This is a genomic window from Pseudonocardia sp. HH130629-09 (genome assembly GCF_001294645.1).
Lineage (GTDB): Bacteria > Actinomycetota > Actinomycetes > Mycobacteriales > Pseudonocardiaceae > Pseudonocardia.
Window position 1 is genome coordinate 2,131,371 of the sequence record NZ_CP011868.1, and the last position, 20,731, is coordinate 2,152,101.

The 20,731-nt window shown below is 75.5% G+C and carries 19 protein-coding genes; 8 read left to right on the plus strand and 11 right to left on the minus strand.

Annotated features, from left to right (window positions below):
- The first annotated feature begins 26 nt into the window (after window positions 1-26).
- Window positions 27-698: a bifunctional 4-hydroxy-2-oxoglutarate aldolase/2-dehydro-3-deoxy-phosphogluconate aldolase gene (gene eda, locus XF36_RS09810; RefSeq protein ID WP_060711754.1), complete on the plus strand. Its 672-nt coding sequence runs from the start codon at window positions 27-29 to the stop codon at window positions 696-698.
- A 259-nt stretch (window positions 699-957) separates the two neighbouring features.
- Entirely contained in the window at window positions 958-2,283 is a 1,326-nt protein-coding gene (gene nhaA / locus XF36_RS09815; RefSeq protein WP_060711755.1) for a Na+/H+ antiporter NhaA, read from the plus strand.
- A gap of 8 nt (window positions 2,284-2,291) precedes the next feature.
- On the opposite strand, the gene XF36_RS09820 is transcribed toward nhaA, so the two are convergent.
- On the minus strand, window positions 2,292-2,519 hold the full coding sequence (locus tag XF36_RS09820) for a hypothetical protein (RefSeq protein WP_060711756.1): 228 nt from the start codon (window positions 2,517-2,519) through the stop codon (window positions 2,292-2,294).
- Window positions 2,516-2,698: a hypothetical protein gene (locus XF36_RS09825; protein WP_060711757.1), complete on the minus strand. Its 183-nt coding sequence runs from the start codon at window positions 2,696-2,698 to the stop codon at window positions 2,516-2,518. Before XF36_RS09825 ends, XF36_RS09820 begins: the two co-directional genes overlap by 4 nt.
- Before the next feature lie 226 nt (window positions 2,699-2,924).
- Here XF36_RS09825 and XF36_RS09830 point away from each other — a divergent pair, with 226 nt between their 5' ends.
- From XF36_RS09830 to XF36_RS09845, 4 genes are all read left to right on the plus strand, one after another.
- Window positions 2,925-4,133, plus strand: coding sequence for a metallophosphoesterase family protein (locus tag XF36_RS09830; RefSeq protein WP_238589312.1), 1,209 nt, complete (start codon window positions 2,925-2,927; stop codon window positions 4,131-4,133).
- A complete protein-coding gene (locus XF36_RS09835) occupies window positions 4,130-7,696 on the plus strand; it encodes an AAA family ATPase (RefSeq protein WP_060711759.1) in 3,567 nt (1,188 codons plus the stop codon). The genes XF36_RS09830 and XF36_RS09835 overlap by 4 nt, the downstream gene beginning before the upstream one ends.
- A gap of 57 nt (window positions 7,697-7,753) precedes the next feature.
- Window positions 7,754-8,656 (plus strand): aldose 1-epimerase family protein, encoded by a 903-nt coding sequence (locus XF36_RS09840; protein WP_238589200.1) that lies wholly within the window; start codon window positions 7,754-7,756, stop codon window positions 8,654-8,656.
- A gap of 93 nt (window positions 8,657-8,749) precedes the next feature.
- Window positions 8,750-9,349, plus strand: coding sequence for a malonic semialdehyde reductase (locus XF36_RS09845; RefSeq protein WP_060711761.1), 600 nt, complete (start codon window positions 8,750-8,752; stop codon window positions 9,347-9,349).
- A 21-nt stretch (window positions 9,350-9,370) separates the two neighbouring features.
- On the opposite strand, the gene XF36_RS09850 is transcribed toward XF36_RS09845, so the two are convergent.
- Genes XF36_RS09850 through XF36_RS09885 form a run of 8 tightly spaced genes read right to left on the minus strand, consistent with a single transcriptional unit; the run spans window position 9,371 to window position 17,646 of the window.
- Window positions 9,371-10,948 (minus strand): ATP-binding cassette domain-containing protein, encoded by a 1,578-nt coding sequence (locus XF36_RS09850; RefSeq protein ID WP_060711762.1) that lies wholly within the window; start codon window positions 10,946-10,948, stop codon window positions 9,371-9,373.
- On the minus strand, window positions 10,945-11,835 hold the full coding sequence (locus XF36_RS09855; RefSeq protein ID WP_060711763.1) for an ABC transporter permease: 891 nt from the start codon (window positions 11,833-11,835) through the stop codon (window positions 10,945-10,947). The genes XF36_RS09850 and XF36_RS09855 overlap by 4 nt, the downstream gene beginning before the upstream one ends.
- A complete protein-coding gene (locus tag XF36_RS09860; protein WP_060711764.1) occupies window positions 11,832-12,806 on the minus strand; it encodes an ABC transporter permease in 975 nt (324 codons plus the stop codon). The genes XF36_RS09855 and XF36_RS09860 overlap by 4 nt, the downstream gene beginning before the upstream one ends.
- On the minus strand, window positions 12,803-14,353 hold the full coding sequence (locus XF36_RS09865; RefSeq protein ID WP_060711765.1) for an ABC transporter substrate-binding protein: 1,551 nt from the start codon (window positions 14,351-14,353) through the stop codon (window positions 12,803-12,805). The genes XF36_RS09860 and XF36_RS09865 overlap by 4 nt, the downstream gene beginning before the upstream one ends.
- A 51-nt stretch (window positions 14,354-14,404) precedes the next feature.
- Entirely contained in the window at window positions 14,405-14,866 is a 462-nt protein-coding gene (locus tag XF36_RS09870) for a thioesterase family protein (protein WP_060711766.1), read from the minus strand.
- Window positions 14,863-15,855 (minus strand): 3-hydroxyacyl-CoA dehydrogenase NAD-binding domain-containing protein, encoded by a 993-nt coding sequence (locus XF36_RS09875; RefSeq protein ID WP_060714556.1) that lies wholly within the window; start codon window positions 15,853-15,855, stop codon window positions 14,863-14,865. The genes XF36_RS09870 and XF36_RS09875 overlap by 4 nt, the downstream gene beginning before the upstream one ends.
- Window positions 15,856-15,895: 40 nt before the next feature.
- On the minus strand, window positions 15,896-16,789 hold the full coding sequence (locus XF36_RS09880; protein WP_060711767.1) for a 3-keto-5-aminohexanoate cleavage protein: 894 nt from the start codon (window positions 16,787-16,789) through the stop codon (window positions 15,896-15,898).
- Window positions 16,786-17,646 carry a TetR family transcriptional regulator C-terminal domain-containing protein gene (locus XF36_RS09885; protein ID WP_060714557.1) on the minus strand — a complete coding sequence of 287 codons (861 nt, stop codon included), beginning with the start codon at window positions 17,644-17,646 and terminating at the stop codon, window positions 16,786-16,788. The genes XF36_RS09880 and XF36_RS09885 overlap by 4 nt, the downstream gene beginning before the upstream one ends.
- 266 nt (window positions 17,647-17,912) lie before the next feature.
- Between XF36_RS09885 and XF36_RS09890 the strand changes: the two genes are divergently transcribed.
- Both XF36_RS09890 and XF36_RS09895 read left to right on the plus strand, forming a co-directional pair.
- Window positions 17,913-19,394: a mannitol dehydrogenase family protein gene (locus XF36_RS09890; RefSeq protein ID WP_060711768.1), complete on the plus strand. Its 1,482-nt coding sequence runs from the start codon at window positions 17,913-17,915 to the stop codon at window positions 19,392-19,394.
- Between the two features lie 74 nt (window positions 19,395-19,468).
- Window positions 19,469-20,014, plus strand: coding sequence for a dihydrofolate reductase family protein (locus tag XF36_RS09895; RefSeq protein ID WP_060711769.1), 546 nt, complete (start codon window positions 19,469-19,471; stop codon window positions 20,012-20,014).
- 11 nt (window positions 20,015-20,025) lie between these two features.
- On the opposite strand, the gene XF36_RS09900 is transcribed toward XF36_RS09895, so the two are convergent.
- Complete coding sequence (locus tag XF36_RS09900; protein WP_145981321.1) at window positions 20,026-20,637, minus strand: TetR/AcrR family transcriptional regulator; 612 nt, start codon at window positions 20,635-20,637, stop codon at window positions 20,026-20,028.
- Window positions 20,638-20,731 lie beyond the last annotated feature (94 nt).

The window sequence follows — 20,731 nt, forward strand, 5'->3', positions numbered from 1 at the left end:
CCGCCCTGCCCTACCGAGAGGACTCCATGAGCGAGAAGCTGCTGGAGCTGGCCCCCGTCGTCCCCGTCGTCGTGCTGCACGACGCCGCGACGGCCGTCCCGCTCGCCCGCGCCCTGGCCGACGGCGGGCTGCCGGTCATCGAGGTGACCCTGCGGACCCCGGCCGCGCTCGAGGGCGTCCGCCGGATCGCGGCCGAGGTGCCCGATGCCGTCGTCGGCACCGGGACCGTCCGCACCCCCGACGACGTGCGCGCCTCGGTCGAGGCGGGCGCCCGCTTCCTGGTCAGCCCCGGCGCGACGCCGCGGCTGCTCGACGCGATGGAGGACTCCGGACTGGACTTCCTCCCCGGCACCGCGACCATCTCGGAGATGATGGCCGTCGCCGAGCGCGGACACACCGCGTGCAAGTTCTTCCCGGCCGAGGCGGCGGGCGGGCGCCCGTTCCTGAAAGCCGTCGCCGGGCCGCTGCCGGACCTGCGGTTCTGCCCGACCGGCGGGGTCACCGTCGACTCGGCGCCGGACTACCTCGCGCTGCCCAACGTGTCCTGCGTCGGCGGCTCCTGGCTCACTCCGGCCGACGCCGTCGCCGCCGGCGACGTCGACCGGATCCGCGGGCTGGCCGCGGCCGCCGCGGCGCTGCCCCGACGGCGCGGGGAGCACAGCACGGCCCGGGCGGCCAGCACGGCCAACGCCACGTAGACCAGGACCAGGGTCGCTCCGACGATGTCGCTCACCGCGTCATGGTGCGGCTGCGGCGGCACGGACGGGCCCGACCCTGACGCGATCCTGACGCCCGGGGACGCACGAGGGGGTCGCCCCCGGGTGCCGGGGCCCGGGGTGGTGTGGGCCTCGATCGGGCAGACACCGGCACCGGCGACCGTTATCATCACCCTCCGGTGTGCCGGGAAGTCTGGTCGGCGAGCGATGTCTCCTGCCCGCCCGACCTCCCCGGAGCCCCGTGAACACCAGCCCCGTGAACTCCACCCCCCGTCGCCTGTTCCCCCGCGGACCGTGGCGCCGAGCCCGCCGGGTCGCCGACGTGCTGCGCACCGAGACCATCGGCGGCGTCCTGCTCGTGACCGCGGCCGCGGTCGCGCTGCTGCTGGCCAACTCGCCGTGGCGCGAGGCCTACACCGCGCTCGCCGGGTTCCGGATCGGCCCGGCCGCGCTGCACCTCGACCTCTCGCTGGCCACCTGGGCGGCGGACGGGCTGCTGGCGGTCTTCTTCTTCGTCGTCGGGCTGGAGCTCAAGCGCGAGTTCCTGGCCGGGGACCTGCGGAACCCGCGCACGGCGCTGCTGCCGGTCGCCGCGGCCGTCGGCGGGATGGCGGTGCCCGCCCTGGTCTACGTCGCGATCAACCTCGCGAACCCCGGTGCCCTGGTCGGCTGGGCCATCCCGACGGCCACCGACATCGCCTTCGCCCTCGCGGTGCTCGCCGTGATCGGCGCCCACCTGCCGACCGCGCTGCGGACCTTCCTGCTCATCCTCGCCGTCGTCGACGACCTGCTGGCCATCACGATCATCGCGGTCTTCTACACCGACCAGCTGTCGGTCCCCGCGCTGCTCGGCTCCCTCGTGCCGCTCGCCCTGTTCACCCTCGCGGTGCAGCGCGGGATCCGTTCCTGGTGGGTGCTGCTGCCGCTCGCCGCGCTCACCTGGGTGCTCGTGCACTCCTCCGGGGTGCACGCCACGGTCGCCGGTGTGCTGCTCGGCTTCGCCGTGCCGGTCCTCGGGCGGCGTCGGGTGCAGGGGGTGTCGCTGTCGGAGCACTTCGAGCACCGCTGGCGTCCGCTGTCGGCCGGCTTCGCGGTGCCGGTGTTCGCGTTCTTCGCCGCCGGGGTGACCGTCGTCGGCGGCGACGGCGGGGGGATCGGTGCCGCCCTGGCCGACACCGTCGCCGTCGGCATCGTCGCGGGCCTGGTGCTGGGCAAGACCGCGGGCGTGCTCGGCGCGACCTGGCTGGTGCAGCGGTGCACCCGGGCCGAGCTGTCCGACGACCTGTCCTGGTGGGACCTGCTCGGGCTCGCCCAGCTCGCCGGGATCGGGTTCACCGTGTCCCTGCTCGTCGGGGAGCTGTCCTTCGGCGCCGGGACCCCGCAGGACGACCACGTCAAGATCGGTGTGCTCGGCGGGTCGCTGCTCGCGGCGTTGCTCGCGGCCGTGGTGCTGCGCGCCCGCAACGCCCACTACCGGCGGATCGAGGAGATCGAGACCCGCGACGACGACCACGACGGCGTGCCGGACGTCTTCCAGGAGGACGACGGCGCCCGCCGCGACGACTGAGCGCCCGGTCAGCGGTGGTCGGCGCGTGCCGCTGCGTGCACCGCCGCGGCCGGGGACAGGCCGCGCCGCCCGTGGTCCCAGTCCCCGGTGTCCGGGCGGGCGCACGGCAGGGCGTGCACGAAGCTGCGCGCGGGCCCGCCGTCCGGCGCCGCACCGCCGTGGGAGCGCACCCGCAGTGGCTCGGCCGTGGGGTCGATCGGGTTGAGGCAGCGCTCGCACAGCGCGTCGCGGATCACGCCGCGCGCCGCTCGGTCGGGACGACGGTGCCCGCGGGGACGCAGGACGCGACGTGCACGACGGCCTCGCGCCAGGTCACCTCGCCGGCCGCGTCGGCCGACTCGATGTGGGACAACCGGTAGACGCGCTCGGTCGCGGCGTCGACGGGGGAGTAGCAGCGCTCGCAGAGCAGGATCATCGGGGCTCGACCTCGTGGCTCGCGGGATCGGGACGTCAGGATCCACCCGCCGGCCATGATCCGGACACCGGAACGTGACCCGCGCCGCTCTGTGGCGCGCCCCACCTGAGCTGCGGGTTCGTCGTCCGCAACCGGTTCGGCGGTGTCGCTCGCGTCTCCCGGCGGGGACCCGCCCTAGACTCGGCCGTCGCCCGAGCCACGACCGGTTGGAGTCCCCTTGCGCCTGGTGCACGCCGCCGACCTGCACCTCGACAGCCCGCTGCGCGGGCTGTCGAGGCTCGGCGACGGCGAGCTCGCGACGACGTTGCGCGCAGCGACCCGGCGGGCCTGCGAGAACCTGGTCGACGCCGTCGTCGACTCCCGGGCCGAGGCGCTGGTGCTGGCCGGCGACGTCTACGACGGCGACTGGAAGGACTACGCGACCGGCGCGTTCTTCGTCCGTCAGCTCTCCCGGCTGCACGACGAGGGCGTCCCGGTGTTCCTCATCAGCGGCAACCACGACGCCGAGTCGGAGATCACCCGGTCGCTGCGGCTCCCGCCGAACACCCACCGCCTCTCGGTCGAGCACCCCGAGACCGTCATCGACGACGACCGTGGCCTGGCCGTGCACGGCCAGGGCTTCGCCCGCCGCGCGGTGCTGGAGAACCTGGTCCCCGCCTACCCGGACCGGATCCCCGGCCTGGTCAACGTGGGCCTGCTGCACACCTCGGTACAGGGCGACGACCGGCACGACACCTACGCCCCGTGCCGCCCGGAGGACCTGTCCGGCTGCGGCTACGAGTACTTCGCCCTCGGCCACGTCCACGAGCAGCAGCAGGTCTGCGCGGGCGCCTGGTTCTCCGGGAACCTGCAAGGCCGCCATCCCCAGGAGCGCGGGGCCAAGGGCGCGCTGCTCGTCGACGCCGCACCGGGTGCGGCCGCGACGGTCACCCCCCTGGTCCTCGACGTCGCCCGCTGGGAGCTGGTCGAGGTCGACATCGCCGGGCTCGACGGCGCCGACGACGTCTACGACGCCGTCGCCGCCGCGCTGCGTGACCGCTGCGCCGCCGCCGCGCCGCGCACCGTCGTCGCCCAGGTCACGCTGCACGGCGCCGGGCCCGCCGCCCAGGACCTGACCTCCGCCGAGGGGGTCCGCACCGAGATCGAGCTGATCGCCGAGCGGTGCGGCGCGGTGCTGGAGAAGGTCCGCAACCGCACCCGCCCGCCCGCCGGGGCGCTCGCCGTCGACCCGGAGCTGACCGCCGCGGTGTCCGCCGCCGCGGCCGGCCTGGCCGCCGAGCCGGACCGCATCCGCGAGCTCGCCGCCCCGCTGGAACGCGAGGTCGGCCGCCGGCTGCGCGAGGCGGGCCTGCTGGACCTGCGCGACGACGAGCGCCTCGCCGCGCTGGCCCGCCAGGCCGAGCAGCAGCTGCTGGCCCGGATGGCCGGGTCGTGAGCACGACCGCGCGGCTGCGCACCCTGGTCCTGGAGCGCTACGGCGCCTACGAGGGCCGCGAGCTGACCCTCGGCGACGGTCTGACGATCGTGTCCGGGCCCAACGAGGCCGGCAAGACCACCCTGCTCGACGCCCTCTCCGACCTGCTGTGGGGGATGCCCCGCCCGGTGCGCCACGCCTACGCCGTCGGCCCGTCGCGGCTGGCCGTCTCGGCCCGGGTCACCGGTGCGGGCGGTGCGGGGGCCGAGACCGTGCTGCGCCGCACCACCCGCGGCCTGCACGACGACACCGGAGCCGTCGCCGACGCGCCCTGGGGTGAGTCCGGTGCCGACGCCCGGCGTCGCTGGCGGGAGGGCTTCGGGCTCGGCCACGAGGAGCTGCGCGAGGGTGGCCGGGCACTGTGCGCGGGGGAGGGGGACCTCGCCGAGCTGGTCTTCACCGCCCGCAGTGGCCGCGACGCCCGCGCCCTGATCGCCGCGCTGGACACCGAGGCCGACGCCCTGTTCAAGGACCACCGGGGCAACCGGTCGGTCGAGGTGCGCGCGGCGTTCGCCCGGTTCACCGAGACCGAGAAGGCCGTGGGGGAGCGGGTGTCGCGGGCCGGCGAGGTCACCGCGCTGGCCGAGGAGATCGCCCGGCTGGAACGCCGCGCCGCGGAGCTGACCCGTACCCGTCGCGGAGCGGCGGGAGCCGCGGACCGGGCCCGGCAGGCCGTCCGCGGCCACGACCCGGCCCGGGAGCTGGCCGCGCTGCGCGCCGAACGCGCCGCCCTCTGCGCGACCGGCGCCGCCCTCGACGCGGCCTCGCTGGAGGAGTACACCCACGCCACCGCCGCGCTGGCCGACGCCGAGACCGCCCGCGACGAGCACCGTGCCACCGCCGACGCGCTGCGGGCCCGCCGCGCCGAGCTCGACCTCGACGAGGACCTGCTCGCCGACGCCACCCGGGTCCGCGAGCTGGAGTCCGCTGCCCAGGCCCGCCGCGCCGACGCCGAGCGGGCGGCCCGGCTGCGCGCCGACGCCGCCGAGGCCCACCGGCGCGCCGAGACCGCGCTGGCCGGGTTGGTCGCCGAGGACGGGCGCAGCCCCGCCGACCGGCTCGCCGCCGTCCACCTGCCGGCCGACCGGGCCCGCGACCTCGACGAGCACGCCCGCCGCCTCACCGAGGCGCTCGCCGAGCAGACCCGCGCGGAGCGGCTGCACACCGACGCGCTCGCCGAGGTCCGCGAGGTGGCCGACGTCCCGGGCGGTCTCGACGCCGACCGGGTCGGCCGGGTCGCCGAGGTCCGCCGGGCGATCGAGGCCGAGGGCTCCGCCGCAGCGCTGTGCCGCACCGCCGTCGCCGACCGCGACGGCGCCCGCACCCGGCGCGCCGAGGCGCTCGCCGCGGCCGGGTACCGCGGCACCCCCGACGGCCCCGCCGTCGACGGTCGCGGGGTCGACGGTCGCGGAGTGCTGGCCCCGCCGCGCCGCGAGGTCCGGGAGCTGCGGGCCGCACTGCGCATCGCCGAGCAGGACCAGCGCGGAGCCGAGCGGGCCGCAGCGGACGCCGCGGACCGCGCGCACCGCGCCCGGGCCGCCCGCGACGGGGTGGCCGCCGACGGCCGCCCGGTCGGCGCGGACGCGCTCGCCGCGGCCCGCGCCGCCCGCGACACCGCGCTGGAGCAGCTGCTCGCCGCGGGGCCGGGCGGCGGCGCCGCGGCCGCGGGCAGGCTGTCCGCCGCGCTCGCCGGGGCCGACCGGGTGGCCGACGACATGATCGCCTCCGCGGACCGGGTCGCGGAGCTGGCCCACCGCGACGCCGAGCTCGACACCGCCGACGCCGAGGCCGCCCGCACCGCGGCCACCTCCGCCGCGGCCGGGGAGCGCACCGCCTCCGCCGGCGCGGCCTGGGCGACGCTGTGGCGGGCGCACGGCGTCGCCGTCCCGGAACCGGACGACGCCGACGCCGTCGTCGCCACGCTGGCCGAGGCCGCCCGTGCAGAGGACGACGCCGCGCGCGCCGACGAGCGCCTGGCCCGGCTGCGCGACCAGGCCGAGGTACAGGAACGGGCGCTGGGCTCCGCGCTCACCGCGGCCGGGCGCCCGCGTGACGGCGCCCCGCTGGACGTGCTGCTCGTCGCGGCCGCCGACCTCGCCACCGAGGCCGAGCACGCCCGGGACCGGCGGGTGCTGCTGGCCCGGCTGCGCAGCGAGGCCGAACGCGCCGGGGGAGCTGCCGACGCCGCCCGCCACGAACGGGAGCTGGCCACCCAGCGCTGGCGGTTCGCGCTGCGCGGCGCCGGGCTGCCCACCGATCTGGAGCCCGCGGGCTGGGACACCCGCCGCGACACCGTCGCCGACGCCCGCACCGCGGGGGCGCTCGCCCGCCAGGACGACGAGGAGGCCCGCCGTCTGGAGCGCGCCGTCGCCGCCCACGTCCGGGCCGTCGCCGCGCTGGTGGAGCGGCACCTGGAGCCCGCACCGACCGGCACTGCGGCCGCGGACCGGCTCGGCGAGCTCGCCGACCGCGTCCGCGAGGTCACCAAGGCCGCGGTGTCGGCCGGCCACCTCGACGACGGCATCGCTGCCGCCGAGGACGACGTCACCCGGGCCGCCCGCAGCGCGGCCGCGGCCACCGCGGTGCTGGACCGGCTCGCCGTCGAGCTGGCGCTGACCGAGGCCCCGGAGCCGGGCGGGCTGGAGGCCGCGGCGCAGCGCGGCGCGCACGTCGCCGGGCTCGACGTCCGCATCGCCGAGCAGGAGCGGCTGCTGGCTGCCGCCGCCCCCGACCTCGATGCCGCCGAGCTGGTCGCTGCCGCCCCGGACACCGAGCCCGGCGCGCTGACCGAGGCGCTCGACCGGGCCGAGACCCACGAGCGGGACCTCGGCGCCGAGCAGGACGAGGTGCGCGAGCAGCTGGGCGGGCTGCGGGCCCGGCGCCGCGAGCTGGAGGAGGCCGAGGGGGCCGCCGAGCTGCACGCCCGGGCCCAGTCCGAGCTGGCCGGTGTCGCCGACGCCGCGGAGCGCTACCTGGTGCTGCACCTGCAGCGCGAGATCCTGCGCCGCGAGCTGGAGGCCTACGAGCGCAGCCACGCCTCCCCGCTGCTGGTCCGCGCCGGGGTGGTGCTCGAACACCTCACCGGCGGCCGGTTCGTCGCGCTGCGGCCCCCGGCCGAGGCGGGCGGCGCAGGACGCAGCCTGGTCGCGGTGCGCGCCGACGGCGAGGAGCTCGCCCCGACCCGGCTCTCGGAGGGCACCGCCGACCAGGTGCACCTCGCGCTGCGTCTGGCCGGGATCGAGCAGCTGCAGGCCGACCGGGTCGCCGCCGGGCTGCCGACGGTGCCGGTCGTGTTCGACGACGTCCTCATGACCTTCGACGACGAGCGCGGCGCCGCCGCCGTCGCCGTGCTGGGGGAGCTGGCCGCAACCGCGCAGGTGCTGCTGTTCACCCACCACGAGCACGTCGTGGGGCTCGCCCGCGACGCGGGCGTCGCGTTCACCGTCGCCGAGCTGGGGCCGCCCGCCCCGGTCGAGGTCGTCGGCGACCCCGACACTGCCCGCGCCACCCCGCTGGCCGGCTGAACGGAGCGATCACGGAGACTCACCGACGTGGACGCGTGCGGTGAACGGTTCGTGATCGTGAGCGGCGACTCCCGGGCCGAGGTCGACGAGGTCGGGGCGGCGCTGGCCGGGTTCTCCCAGGGCGGCCGGGTCCGGATCGAGCCGCACCCGCCCATGGCACGCCCGCCGAAGGGCTCCGGGGCGGTGCTCGCGCCCTGGCCGAACCGGGTCCGCGGCGGTGTCTGGACCCATCGCGGGACCCGCCACCGGCTCGCGCTGACCGAGCCCGACGCCGGCAACGCCATCCACGGCCTGCTGCGGCACGTGCCGTGGACACCGGTGGAGCGGGCGGGGGACCGGATCACCCTGACCGCCGTCGCGCCGGTGCAGCCCGGCTGGCCGCAGCCGGTACGGCTCACGGTGACCTACGCCGTCGGCCGCGACGGGCTCACCGTGACCACCGAGGTGGAGAACCTCGGGGACGCGCCCGTCCCGTTCGGCCTGGGGTTCCACCCGTACCTGCGGGTCGGTGACGTCCCGACCGACGAGCTGGAGCTCACCCTGTCCGCGCGGACCGAGCTGCCGCTGCGCGAGCAGCTGCCCGACGGCCCGCCGGCGCCGCTGCCCGCCCCGATGTCCCGCACGAAGCTCGCCGGCCTCGTCCTGGACGGCGCGTTCGGCGGCTGCACGCCCGGCGACGGCCCGGACGGCGGCGCCGACGGTCGGGTCCGGCACCGCGTCGGGGCCCGCGACGGCGGCGGCACCGAGCTGTGGGCCGACGCGGCGTTCGGCTGGGTGCAGGTCTTCACCCCGTCGGACTTCCCGCGCCAGGGCCCGGACGGGGTCGTCACGCCGTCGCGGGCGATCGCGGTCGAGCCGATGACCTGCCCGCCGGACGCGCTGAACTCGGGCACCGACCTGATCGAGCTGGTCCCGGGCGAGACGCAGGTGCTGCGCTGGGGCGTCCACGCCACCGGGTGACCGCAGCACGTGACTCGTGTCACGGCGCAACGGGGAATGCGGGCGAAGTCGTTGAACGCTCTACGTTCCGTGACTGCTGAGACCGCTTCCCCGGTGCTCCTGCCCCGTCTCGACGAAGCCGGCCGCGCCGCGCTGTTCACCGAGGCCCGCACCGCCACCACCTTCACCGACGAGCCCGTCACCGACGAGACGCTCCGCGCGGTGTGGGACCTGGCGCAGTGGCCGCCGACCGCGGCCAACACCCAGCCGCTGCGCGTGACGTTCGTCCGCAGCGACGAGGGCAAGGCCCGTCTGGTGCCGCTGCTCGCCGAGGGCAACCAGGCCAAGTCCCAGGCCGCCCCGGTCGTCGCGATCCTGGCCGCCGACCTGGACTTCCACGAGCACTCGGACACCACGTTCCCGGTCAAGCCCGGCTTCCGCGAGGGACTGGAGTCCCAGGGTCGCGAGGGCCGCGAGCCGATGGCCCGGTTCAACGCGTCGCTGCAGATCGGCTACCTCCTGCTCGCGGCCCGTGCCCACGGCCTCGCGACCGGCCCGATGGCCGGCTTCGACGCCGTCGCCGTCACCGAGGAGTTCTTCCCCGGCGGCCGGCACCGCGCGCTGCTGGTGGTCAACCTGGGCCACCCCGGCCCGGACGCCTGGCACCCGCGGCTGCCGCGGCTCGAGGCCGAGCAGGTCCTCGACTTCGCCTGAGCGGGCACGCCCGAACTGCCGTCACCGCACGGCCGTCATCGAGGGTGTGTGCTGCAGCAGGGTGCGGGTGTAGTCGTGCTGCGGGTCGGTGAGGACCTCGTCCACCGTGCCCTGCTCGACGATCCGGCCCTGCTGCAGCACCGCGATCCGGTCCGCGACCTCCCGGGCGAGGGCGATGTTGTGCGTCACGAACAGCATCGCGGTGCCCAGCTCGCGGCGGACCGTCGCCAGCAGCTCGACGATCGAGGCCTGCACCGACACGTCCAGCGCCGAGGTGACCTCGTCGCACACCAGCACGTCCGGGGCGGTGACCAGGGCACGTGCGATCGCCGCGCGCTGACGCTCACCGCCGGACAGCCCGCCCGGGTAGCGGTGGGCGAAGGACTCGTCGAGCCGCACCTGGCGCAGCATGTCCAGCACCCGGGCCCTGCGTGCGTCGGCGTCGAGGTCGGTGAGGTGCCGCAGCGGCACCTCCAGTGAGCTCGCGACGGTGCGCCGCGGGTTCAGCGACGCGAACGGGCTCTGGAACACGTACTGCACGCTGCGCAGCTGGGCGTAGCTGCGTGGGGTGGCGAGCGCCTCGCCGTGCAGGCTCAGCTCGCCCGCGTCGAGGGTCAGCAGCCCGGACAGGCCACGGGCCAAGGTGGTCTTCCCCGACCCGGACTCGCCCAGCAGCATCAGGCACTCCCCGGCGGCCAGGTGCAGGTCGACGCCGTCGAGCACGGGGCGGTCGTCGTAGCGCTTCCCGGCGCCGCGCACCCGCAGCACCGGTTCCCCGGCCGGTGCCGGCTCCCGCCCGGTCTCCCGGTGCAGGTCCGGCACCGCCGCGATCAGCGCCCGGGTGTAGGGGTGCTCCGGCGCGGTGAGCACCGCGCGCACGGTTCCGGTCTCGACGACCTCGCCGGCCTGCATGACCGCGACCCGGTCGGCCAGCCCGGCGACGACGGCGAGGTCGTGGGTGATGTAGAGCGCGGCGGTCCCGGAACGGGTCACCAGCTCGCGCACGGTGTCGAGCACCAGGTCCTGGGTGGTGACGTCCAGCCCGGTCGTCGGCTCGTCGAGCACCACCACGTCGGGCCGGTGCACGAACGCCGCCGCGATCCCGACCCGCTGCTGCTGCCCGCCGGAGAGCTGGTGCGGGTAGCGGTCGGCGAAGGCGTCGTCGCCGGGCAGCCCGACGTCGGTCAGCACCTCCCGCACCCGGGCGGCCACGTCACCCTCCCAGCCGTGTGCGGTGAGGACCTCCGCGACCTGCGGCCCGATGCGCAGCACCGGGTTCAGCGACAGCGCCGGGTCCTGCGGCACGTAGGAGACCAGCCGACCCCGGATCCCGCGCAGCGTCGCCGCGGGCAGCGTGAGCAGGTCGTCGTGGGACTCGGTGTGCCCGGCGAAGCGCATCGTCCCGCCGGTGTGGGTCAGCCCGGCGCGGAAGTGGCCGAGCGCGGCCAGCGCCGCGGTGGTCTTGCCGGACCCGGACTCGCCGACCAGGGCCAGGATCTCGCCCGGTGCGACGGCCCAGTCCACGCCGTGCAGCACCTCGCGGCCGTGGGTCGTCGAGACCCGCAGCCCCGTGCACTCGATCGTCGGTGTCTGGCTCATGCCCCGCCCCCCGTCGTGTCCGCGGACTCCTTCGCCAGCGCATCGGTGATCATGTTCGTGCCGACGGTGAGGACCGCGATCGCGAGCACCGGCAGCAGCACCCCCCACGGCGTGACGATCAGCGCGATCCGGTTCTCGTTGATCTGCAGCCCCCAGTCCGACGCCGGCGGCTGCACCCCCAGTCCCAGGAACGACAGCGACGCCACGTAGCCGATCGAGTAGGTCAGCCGTAGGCCGAGCTCGACCATCAGCGGGCCGGTGATGTTGGGCAGGACCTCGGTGGCGAGGATCCGCCGCCGGGGCATCCCGTACATCCGGGCGGCCTGCACGTAGTCCTGCCCGGCGACCGACAGCGTCGCCTGCCGGGCGACGCGCGCGACCCGCGGGACGTGGGTGATGCCGATGACGAGCACCAGCAGCCAGCCCGACGAGCCGAGCACGGCGACCGCGAGCAGTGCCAGCACCAGCTGCGGGAACGACAGCAGCACGTCGCCGCCCCGCATGATCAGCGTGTCCAGCCGGCTGCCGGTGGTGCCGGAGTAGCCGGCGAGCATGCCCAGCGCCGTCCCGCCGACGACGCCGATCGCGGTCGCGGCCAGCGCGTAGAGCAGCACCGGACCGCCGCCGGCGAGGAACCGGGTGAACACGTCGCGGCCCAGGTCGTCGGTGCCGGCGATGCCCTCGGCGCGGAACGGCCGCCCGGCGAAGTCGTCGACGCCGTAGCCGGTCAGCAGCGGCCCGATGAGCGGGCCGAGGAGCGCGACCGCGACGACCAGGACGGTGAGGACGGCTCCGATCCGCGCCTGCCGGCGGCGGAAGGTGCGGCGCAGCAGGCCGGCGGGCACGGACGGCGCGGACGGGGTGGGCGGGGTGGGCGGGGCGGTCATGCGGGACCTCCGGTCGAGGAGTGCCGGATCCGCGGGTCGGCCAGGATCCCGGCGACGTCCGCGGCGAGGTTCACCACGACGTAGAACGCCGCGATGACGAGCGTGATCGCCTGCACGACCTGCACGTCCCGGTTGGCGACGGCGTCGATCAGCGCCTGCCCGATCCCGGGGTAGCGGAACAGGAACTCGACGACGACCACGCCCCCGGCCAGCCAGGCCAGCTGCAGGGCGATCACCTGGGCGACCGGGCCGATCGTGTGCGGCACGGCGTGCCGGAACAGCACGGTGCGCTCGGGCAGCCCCTTGAGCCGGGCCATCTCGACGTAGCCGGCGTCGAGGGTCTCCGACAGCGTCGCGCGGGTCATCCGCACCACGTAGGGGATCACCACCAGCGCCAGCGTCACGACCGGCAGCACCAGCTGCTCGGGTCGCGCCCACACCGGCTCGCCCGGCCGGGCGATCGTCACCGACGGCAGGATCCGCAGCACCGACGTCGCGAACAGCACGACCAGCAGCACGCCGATGACGAACTCCGGCAGCGCGGCCAACACCAGCGAGGTCCCGGACACCGCGGAGTCGGTCCGGGTGCCGCGCCGGACCGCGGCCCGCGCGCCCAGCGCGAGCGCGACCGGGGTGGAGACGAGCGCGGTCAGCACCAGCAGCAGCGCCGAGGCCCCGATCCGGTCGCCGAGCAGCTCCGACACGGGGCCGCCGGTGGCGGCGGAGACGCCGAGGTCACCGGTCAGGACACCGCCCAGCCAGGTGAGATAGCGCTCGGGCGCGGGCCGGTCGAGGCCCAGCTGCGCGGTCAGCGCCGCCACCCGTTCCGGGGTGGCCTGCTGGCCGAGGATGGCCCGGGCGGGGTCGCCGGGCAGCAGCAGCGTCGCGGCGAAGATCAGCACCGACACGACGAGCAGGATCAGCACCGACAGCGCGAGGCGCCGCAGGATCATGCGGACGAGCGGGCTCATGCGTCCACCCACGCCTTCCGGAACTCGTAGCCGGACAGGGACAGCCCGGTGCGGTTCGGGACGAGGCCGCCGACGTAGGCCTGGTGGGCGTCCACCCGGTTCGGGAAGCCCCAGATCAGGTAGCCGCCGCGGTCGAACTCGATCCGCTGCGCCGCGCGCACCAGCTGGGCGCGCCGCCCGGCGTCGAGCTCGGACCGGGCCCGGCGGACCAGGCCCTGGTACTGCGCGTCGGTCCAGTGCGTCTCGTTGAACGGTGCGTCGGGCATCGAGGACTGGGAGGCCTGCGGCAGGTAGTTGCGGGTGTTCCAGAAGCTCTGCGCGAACTCCCACTGCAGGTACTGGTCGGAGAAGAAGGTGGAGGTGTCGACCCGGCGCAGCCCGACGTCGATCCCGGCGCCGCGGGCCTGCGTGGCGAACACCTGCGCGGACTCGACGGTGCCGGCCTGGATCGGGGAGGTCACCAGCTCCACCGCGAGGTTCGGCTTCCCGGCCGCGGCGAGCAGGTCGCGGGCCCGGGCGAGGTCCTGCTCGCGGGACGGGTCGAGGTAGTCCGGGTCGAAGCGGGCGTAGAGGTCGACGCCGGCGGTGCCCTGCCCGGACAGCACCTGGTTGACCAGTTCGCCGCGGCCGGTGACCAGACGCAGTGCCTGGCGGACCCGGACGTCGTCGAACGGGGCGACGTCGACGCGCATGGTGAACGGCAGCCACGACCCGGTCTCCGAGGTCAGCAGCCGCACCGAGTCGTAGGAGCCGACCACCTCGGTCAGCGACAGCGGGACCTGGTCGATCGCGTCGACCTGCCCGGAGAGCAGCGCGTTGATCCGGGCGTCGTCCTCGGAGAAGTTGATCAGCTCGAGGCGGTCGACATACGGCTGGGCCGGGCGCCAGTAGCCGTCGTGGCGGACGAACGTGCTCTGCTGGCCGGGGGTGAACGAGGCGAACCGGAACGCCCCGGTGCCGACCGGCCTGTCCAGCGAGAAGTCGGCCGGGACGATCCCGCACGAGTACTCGGCCAGGTACTGGTCGAAGATCGGGGACGGCTCGGACAGCACGAACCGCACCGACCGGTCGGAGGCGACGACGACGTCGTCGAGGATCCCGAACTGCGACGCCCCGGACTTCGGGTCGGCCGGGTCGGTGATCCGCGCGAAGGTGGCGACGACGTCGTCCGGGGTGACCGGGCGGCCGTCGTGGAAGGTGATGCCGGCGCGGATCACCGCGGTCCAGGCCCGTGCCCCGGGCTCCGCCGTCACCGACTCGGCGACCGCGGGCTGCAGGGTGTAGGCGTCGTCCCAGTGCAGCAGCGGCTCGTAGAGGCTGAGCGTGCGGGCGATGTCGGGGTTCGTGGCGGGGCTGTGCGGGTCCAGGGTGTCCGACGATCCGCCGCCGGTCACCCCCACCCGCAGGACGCCGCCGCGGCGCGGGGGACCGGCGTCGCGGGCTGCGGCGGGGCCGCCGCAGCCGGCGAGCACGGCCGCCGCGGCGAGTCCCGCCGCGCCGCCCAGCAGGCGTCGCCGGGACAGCGACGTCAGGGTCGGGCTGGTCATCGAGCTGTCTCCTCGGGGAGGGCCCCGCAGGTGCGGGGCCGCGGTCGCGGGTCAGGTCGGGGGCCGGGTCACCTCCTGCACGGCACGTCCGGCGTGCTCGGGTACGGGGTAGCCGGTGACCAGCGCGTCGAGGTCGGCGGCGACGCCGTCCGGGAACGGCGCGGTGCCGCCCGGGCCGACGTGCAGACACATCAGCTCCTCGGTGGCACAGAGCCGGCCCGCGGTGCGCAGCTCGTGCCAGAGCCGCAGCCGCTTCGCGTCGCGGCCGAGCACCCGGGTGGTGACCTCCAGCTCCGCGTCCGCGCCGATCTCGCGCAGGTACCGCACGTGCGCCTCGACGGTGTAGAGCGAGCAGCCGGTCGTGTCCCGGTAGCCGGCGTCCATCCCGGTGTGCTCCATCAGCGCCGTCGTCGCGTCGCCGAACACCAGCACGTAGTAGGGCTCGGACAGGTGGCCGTTGTAGTCGATCCACTCGGGGCGGACGACGTCGCGGTGCGCCGGCAGCGCGCTCACCGGGCGGTCTCCCCGGTGGTCTGCACCGTGGTCTGCCGGGCCACGGCCACGGCCCGGCGGACCGCGATCACCGCCCGGTCGCGCTCCGCCACCAGCTCGGCCATCGGCCGCCCACCCGCGGAGACCTCGGCGCCGGCGACCATGTCGTCGCGCAGCTCCCGGGTCAGCTCCGGGGCCTCCAGGCGCGTCCACGGCGCCTTCAGCGACGGTCCGAAGTGGTCCAGCATGTGCGCCATCCCGCCCCGGCCCCCGGCCAGGTGGAAGGTCAGGCAGGGCCCGTGCACCGGCCAGCGCAGCCCCGGGCCGTCGGTGATCGAGCGGTCGATCTCCTCGGGGGTGGCCTCGCCCGCGGCGACCATGTGCAGCGCCTCGCGCCAGATCGCCTCCTGCAGGCGGTTCGCGATGAAGCCGGGCAGCTCCCGTTCCATCTCGATCACCGACTTGCCGATGTGCCGGTAGAAGTCCGCGGCCCGCGACGCCGTCCAGGCCGCGGTCCGCTCCCCGCCGACGACCTCGACCAGCGGGATCAGGTAGGGCGGGTTGAAGGGGTGCCCGACGACGACCCGGTCCGGGTGCGCCGCGGTGGTCGCCATGTCGGTCATCGGGAACCCCGAGGTCGACGACGCCACCACCACGTCCGGACCGGCCGCCACCGCGGCGTCGGCCAGCTCGGCCAGCAGGGAGCGCTTGAGCGTCAGGTCCTCCGGGGCGCTCTCCTGCACGAAGTCCGCGCCCGCGACGGCCTCGGCCGCGGTCGGGAACATCGTCAGCGCGTCCCGGTCGGCGCCCTCGGCCAGTCCCAGCTCGGTGAGCGCCGGCCAGGCGGCGTCGACCACGCGGCGCAGTGTCTCCTCGGCGTCCGGGGCGGGGTCCCAGGCCCGGACCCGCAGCCCTCGGGCCAGGAAGTACGCCGCCCAGCCCGCGCCGATCACCCCGGCGCCGATGCAGGCGACGGTCCGGATCGCGGAGACGGGCCGGAGGTCGGGCACGGGCTCGGTGACCGGCTCGGACAGGGACTCGGACACGGGCTCAGACACCGGCGCGCTCCTTCAGACCGAGGATCGCGCGGGCGCGGTCCGGCGTCGCGACGCTCGCGCCGAGGTTCTGCACGATCTCCACCGCGCGCTCGGTCAGCTGCTCGTTGGTCGCCTTCACCCCGCGGGAGAGGTAGAGGTTGTCCTCCAGCCCGACGCGGGCGTGCCCGCCGGCCAGCACCGACCGGGCCACCCACGGCAGCTGGTCGCGCCCGATCGCGAACGACGCGAAGTTGGCGCCCTCGGGCAGCAGGTTCACCTCCGCCGCCAGCACACCCGGGTCGGCCGGGGCGCCGTAGGGGATGCCCATGCACAGCTGGAACAGCGCCGGGGCGTCGATCAGACCCTCCTCGACCAGGACGGTGGCGAACCACAGCTGTCCGGTGTCGAAGATCTCCAGCTCGGGCTTCACCCCGAGCTCCTGCACCCGCCTGGCCCCGGTGCGCAGCATGTCCGGGGTGGAGACGTAGAGCTGGTTGCCCTCCCCGAAGTTCAGCGAGCCGCAGTCCAGCGTGCAGATGTCGGGCAGCAGCTCCTCGACGTGCGGGAGCCGCTCCAGGGCGTTGACGAGGTCCGTGCCGTCGATCGGCTTGAGCGGGTCGTCGGCGTCGATCACCAGGTCGCCGCCCATGCCGGCGGTCAGGTTCAGCACGACGTCGACGCCGGAGTCCCGAATGCGGGTCACGGTCTCGCGGTAGAGCTCCACCGCCCGCGACGGGCTCCCGGTCTCCGGGTCGCGCACGTGGATGTGCACCACGGCGGCCCCGGCCCGGGCCGCGGCGATCGCGTCCGCGGCGATCGCGGCCGGGGTGACGGGCACGTGCGGGCTGCGGCCCACCGTGTCGCCGGCCCCGGTCACCGCGCAGGTGATGATGACGTCACGGTTCATCCGATCTCCGTTCGTTCCGTGCCTGCCGGTGCCGCGAGCACGGCCCGGTCGATGAAGTCGTGCAGCAGGGCGCGCATCCGGTCGGTCCCGGCCCGCGGGGTCATCGCCAGCACCTGGATGCCGAGCCCGTCGATCAGCGCGGTGAGCTGGTCGGCCAGGGCCTCGGTACGGCCGGACACGAACACCCCGGCCGCGGCTCCCTCGGCGATCGTCATGGCGATGCTGCGGTACCAGCGGTCGTAGGCGTCCCAGTACAGCGCGCGCCGGGCCGGGTCGATCGCCGACTCCGCCCACACCTGGATCCAGATCGACCACTCGCGGCGCAGCAGGGCGCCGTCGGGGAGCTGCAGGTCGATCAGCCGCAGCAGCCGCTCGTGCGGGTGGGCGACCGTGTCGAGCTCGGCGACCTGGCGGTCGAAGGCGAGGCGCACGTTGTGCCGCAGCGCGGAGTCGAGCAGCTCCGAGCGGGTGGGGAAGTGGTAGTGGATCGCCGCCGGGCTGGTCCCCGCCGCCCGCGCGACGTCGGCGGTGCGGACCCGGTGGTAGCCGTGGTCGGCGATCAGCTCCCAGGCCGCGTCGAGGATCCGGCCACGGGTGCCGTGGGCCCCGCCGGGCTCGCGTCCGGTGTCGGGCTCGGCCGCCGCGGCGGCGGCCCCGGTGGGAACCGCGGTCCTGGCCCGGGCGCCGTCGTGGCCGTGCAGCAGCCGGGCCACGGTCTCACCGGTGACCTCGGCGATGCGGACGAGCTCGTCGGCGGCGAAGCGGCGACGCCCGGCGAGGGACTTCGACAGCTTGGTCTCCTCCAGCCCGATCGCGGCCGCGAACCGACGCTGGGTCCAGCCGTCGCGCTCCAGCATGGCGCGCACCCGTCCGGCCACCGCGTCCTCGGCGGTCCGGGTGGCACGGGGGTCGGTCACCGGGCGACCGTAGGCCTGACTTGCGATACGCGCAAGTACTGATCTCTGATCGTCGCAGCGTACGACGTTGTTTCGTGGGATCTACCGGTTGCAGGACCAGTTCGCGGGGCTTCTCGCGGAAGCGCTTGCGTGCGACGGTGCGAGCGGTAGGGTCGGCGTCTCACCCGACGGCGCCGTGGGGCGCGGGGGACGTGGCAAGGGGGACCATGCGTTCGCTGGACGAGACCGGGATCTGGGCCGAAGGGATCGAGGGCGTGGAGGTCCCCGGCTACGACCGGGCAGCCGTGGGGCGCGGGATCGTCCACATCGGCGTCGGTGGGTTCCACCGCGCGCACCTCGCGATGTACGTCGACGCGTTGCTCGCCTCCGGCGGGGCGCCGGAGTGGGGGATCTGCGGGGTCGGCGTGCTCGCCGCCGACGACCGGATGCGTGACGTGCTGGCCGCCCAGGACGGGCTGTACACGCTCGTGCTGAAGGGGGCCGACGGGACGCTGACGCCCCGGGTGGTCGGGTCGCTGGTCGACTACCTCTACGCCCCCGACGACCCCGAGGCCGTCATCGAGCGGATCGCCCACCCCGACACCCGGATCGTCTCGCTGACGATCACCGAGGGCGGCTACGCGATCGACCAGAAGACCGGCGAGTTCGACCCGGACTTCCCCGGCATCCGCGCCGACCTGGACTCGATGGCTGCCGGCTCCGCCCCGACCGGGGGGTTCGGGCTGGTCGTCGAGGCGCTGGCGCGTCGCCGGGAGCGCGGCACCGGCCCGCTCACGGTCATGAGCTGCGACAACATGCAGGGCAACGGCGACGTCGCCCGCCGGGTGTTCACCGGTGTCGCCCAGCTCCGCGACGCCGGGCTGGGCGCCTGGGTCGCGGAGTCGGTCACCTTCCCGAACTCGATGGTCGACCGGATCACTCCGGCCACCGCCGACACCGACCGCGAGGCCCTCGCCGAGCGCTTCGGGCTGCGCGACGGCTGGCCGGTCGTCTGCGAGCCGTTCACCCAGTGGGTGCTCGAGGACCACTTCGCCGCGGGCCGCCCGGAGTTCGAGCGGGTCGGGGTCCAGCTCGTCGACGACGTCGTCCCCTACGAGTTCATGAAGCTGCGCCTGCTCAACGCCACCCACCAGGCGCTCGGCTACCTCGGCTACCTCGCCGGACACCGCTACGTGCACGAGGTCGCCCAGGACCCGACGTTCGCGGCGTTCCTGCGGTCCTACATGGACGACGAGGCCACCCCGACGCTACGCCCGGTGCCCGGCATCGACCTCGACGCCTACAAGGACACCCTGATGGAACGCTTCGCGAACCCGGGTGTCGCCGACACGCTGATGCGGATCAACTACGGCAGCTCCGACCGGATCTCGATCTTCCTGTTGCCGGTGGTGCGCGAGCAGCTGGCCGCGGGCGGGCAGGTCGCGCGGGCGGCGGCCGTCGTCGCCGGGTGGTGCCGCTACGCCGAGGGCACCGACGAGCAGGGCCGCGAGATCCCCCAGCAGGACCGGCTCGCCGGGGAGATGACCGCGCTGGCCCGCGCCGAACGGGACACCCCGGGGTCGTTCCTGTCCCACCGCGGGGTGTTCGGCGACCTCGGCTCCGACGAGCGGTTCGCGGGCGCGTTCCGGACTGCGCTGGAGTCGCTGTGGTCGCGCGGCGCCGCGTCCACCGTCGCGGACCTCGCCTGAGCCGATCCGATGAGATCCGGGTCGGGCCACGGTCCTACCCCCGTCACCTCCGTACCGGACCCCGGGAGACCACAGTGGGCACCATCGACGTGCACGAGTTCATCAGCCTCGACGGGGTCGTGTCCGACCCGTCGTGGACGGCCGAGTACGGCTTCCCCGACGCGATGGGGGAGGCGATCGGCCGGCTGACCGACGCGGCGATCCTGCTCGGCCGCACCACCTACGAGATGTTCCACCCGGCCTGGTCGGCCCGCGGCCACGACGTCGAGTCCGGCGGGGCGTTCTTCAACGGCGCGCCCAAGCACGTCGTCACCTCGACCCTGGCCGACCCGCTGGAGTGGGAGAACTCCCGGGTGCTCGGCCCGTACGACCCGGTGCGGATCCAGCAGCTCAAGGACGCGACCGACGGCGGCATCTACGTCTCCGGCAGCGTCACCCTGGTCCGTGCGCTGCTCGCCGACGGCCTGGTCGACACGCTCGACCTGTTCGTCTACCCGGTGTCGCTCGGGGCCGGGCTGCGGCTGTTCGCCGAGGGCGCCCGGGTGCCGTTGCGGCTCTGCGAGTCGGAGGCCTACGAGAACGGCGTGGTCCGGCTGACCTACGGACCGCCGGCGGCCTGAGTCCGGGGCGTTCAGTCCGGCAGCGCCGAGAAGGACTCCCGGGCGGCCGCCAGCACGTCGCCGTAGACCTGGCGGGCCGCCGGGCCCTCCGGGGCGGCCAGCCAGCCGCCGACGGCGACCTGCATGATCGCCATCGCAGCGGCCGCGGCGAGCCGGTGGGCCGTCGTGGGGGTGTCGGTGCCCTCGCGCTCGGCGAGTCCGACGGCGACGGTCTGCTCCACGGTCCGTCCGACGTGGGCGATCCGTGGGCGCAGCTCGGGGTGGGTGCGCAGCAGCTCCATCTGGCCGTGCCAGGTCGGGCTGGTCGTCAGCGCCTCGGCGACCTCGGCGAGCACCGCCGTCGCGGCCCCGAGCGGGGACGACTCGGGCCGGGCGCGGACCTCGGTGGCGAGCTCGGCGAGGGAGGCGGCGTCCCAGTCGAACAGCACCGCGTCCTTCGACGGGAAGTGGTTGAAGAACGTGCGCGGCGCGACGTCGACGTCGGCGCAGATCTCCTCCACGGTGAACGCGTCCGGTCCCTGGGTACGGGCGCGTTCCAGTGCCGCGGCGCGCAGCGCCTGGCGGGTCCGCACCTTCTTGCGCTCCCGCAGCCCGTGGCAGCGTTCCTCCTGGCCGGTCAGCATGTCGCCGATCATGCCCGTCCCGCCTCTCCCGCTGGTCCCGGCGCGCGGCTCGCACCCTCGACCCGAGCGGGGAGTGCAGTCGTGCAGTCACTGC

Excerpts from the sequence above, each read along its gene's own strand:
- XF36_RS09825 (WP_060711757.1), bottom strand. The coding sequence starts at position 2,698 with ATGATCCTGCTCTGCGAGCGCTGCTACTCCCCCGTCGACGCCGCGACC.
- XF36_RS09885 (WP_060714557.1), bottom strand. The coding sequence starts at position 17,646 with ATGCTGGAGCGCGACGGCTGGACCCAGCGTCGGTTCGCGGCCGCGATC.
- eda (WP_060711754.1), top strand. The coding sequence starts at position 27 with ATGAGCGAGAAGCTGCTGGAGCTGGCCCCCGTCGTCCCCGTCGTCGTG.
- XF36_RS09880 (WP_060711767.1), bottom strand. The coding sequence starts at position 16,789 with ATGAACCGTGACGTCATCATCACCTGCGCGGTGACCGGGGCCGGCGAC.
- XF36_RS09890 (WP_060711768.1), top strand. The coding sequence starts at position 17,913 with ATGCGTTCGCTGGACGAGACCGGGATCTGGGCCGAAGGGATCGAGGGC.
- XF36_RS09860 (WP_060711764.1), bottom strand. The coding sequence starts at position 12,806 with ATGAGCCCGCTCGTCCGCATGATCCTGCGGCGCCTCGCGCTGTCGGTG.
- XF36_RS09855 (WP_060711763.1), bottom strand. The coding sequence starts at position 11,835 with ATGACCGCCCCGCCCACCCCGCCCACCCCGTCCGCGCCGTCCGTGCCC.
- XF36_RS09900 (WP_145981321.1), bottom strand. The coding sequence starts at position 20,637 with ATGCTGACCGGCCAGGAGGAACGCTGCCACGGGCTGCGGGAGCGCAAG.
- XF36_RS09865 (WP_060711765.1), bottom strand. The coding sequence starts at position 14,353 with ATGACCAGCCCGACCCTGACGTCGCTGTCCCGGCGACGCCTGCTGGGC.
- XF36_RS09850 (WP_060711762.1), bottom strand. The coding sequence starts at position 10,948 with ATGAGCCAGACACCGACGATCGAGTGCACGGGGCTGCGGGTCTCGACG.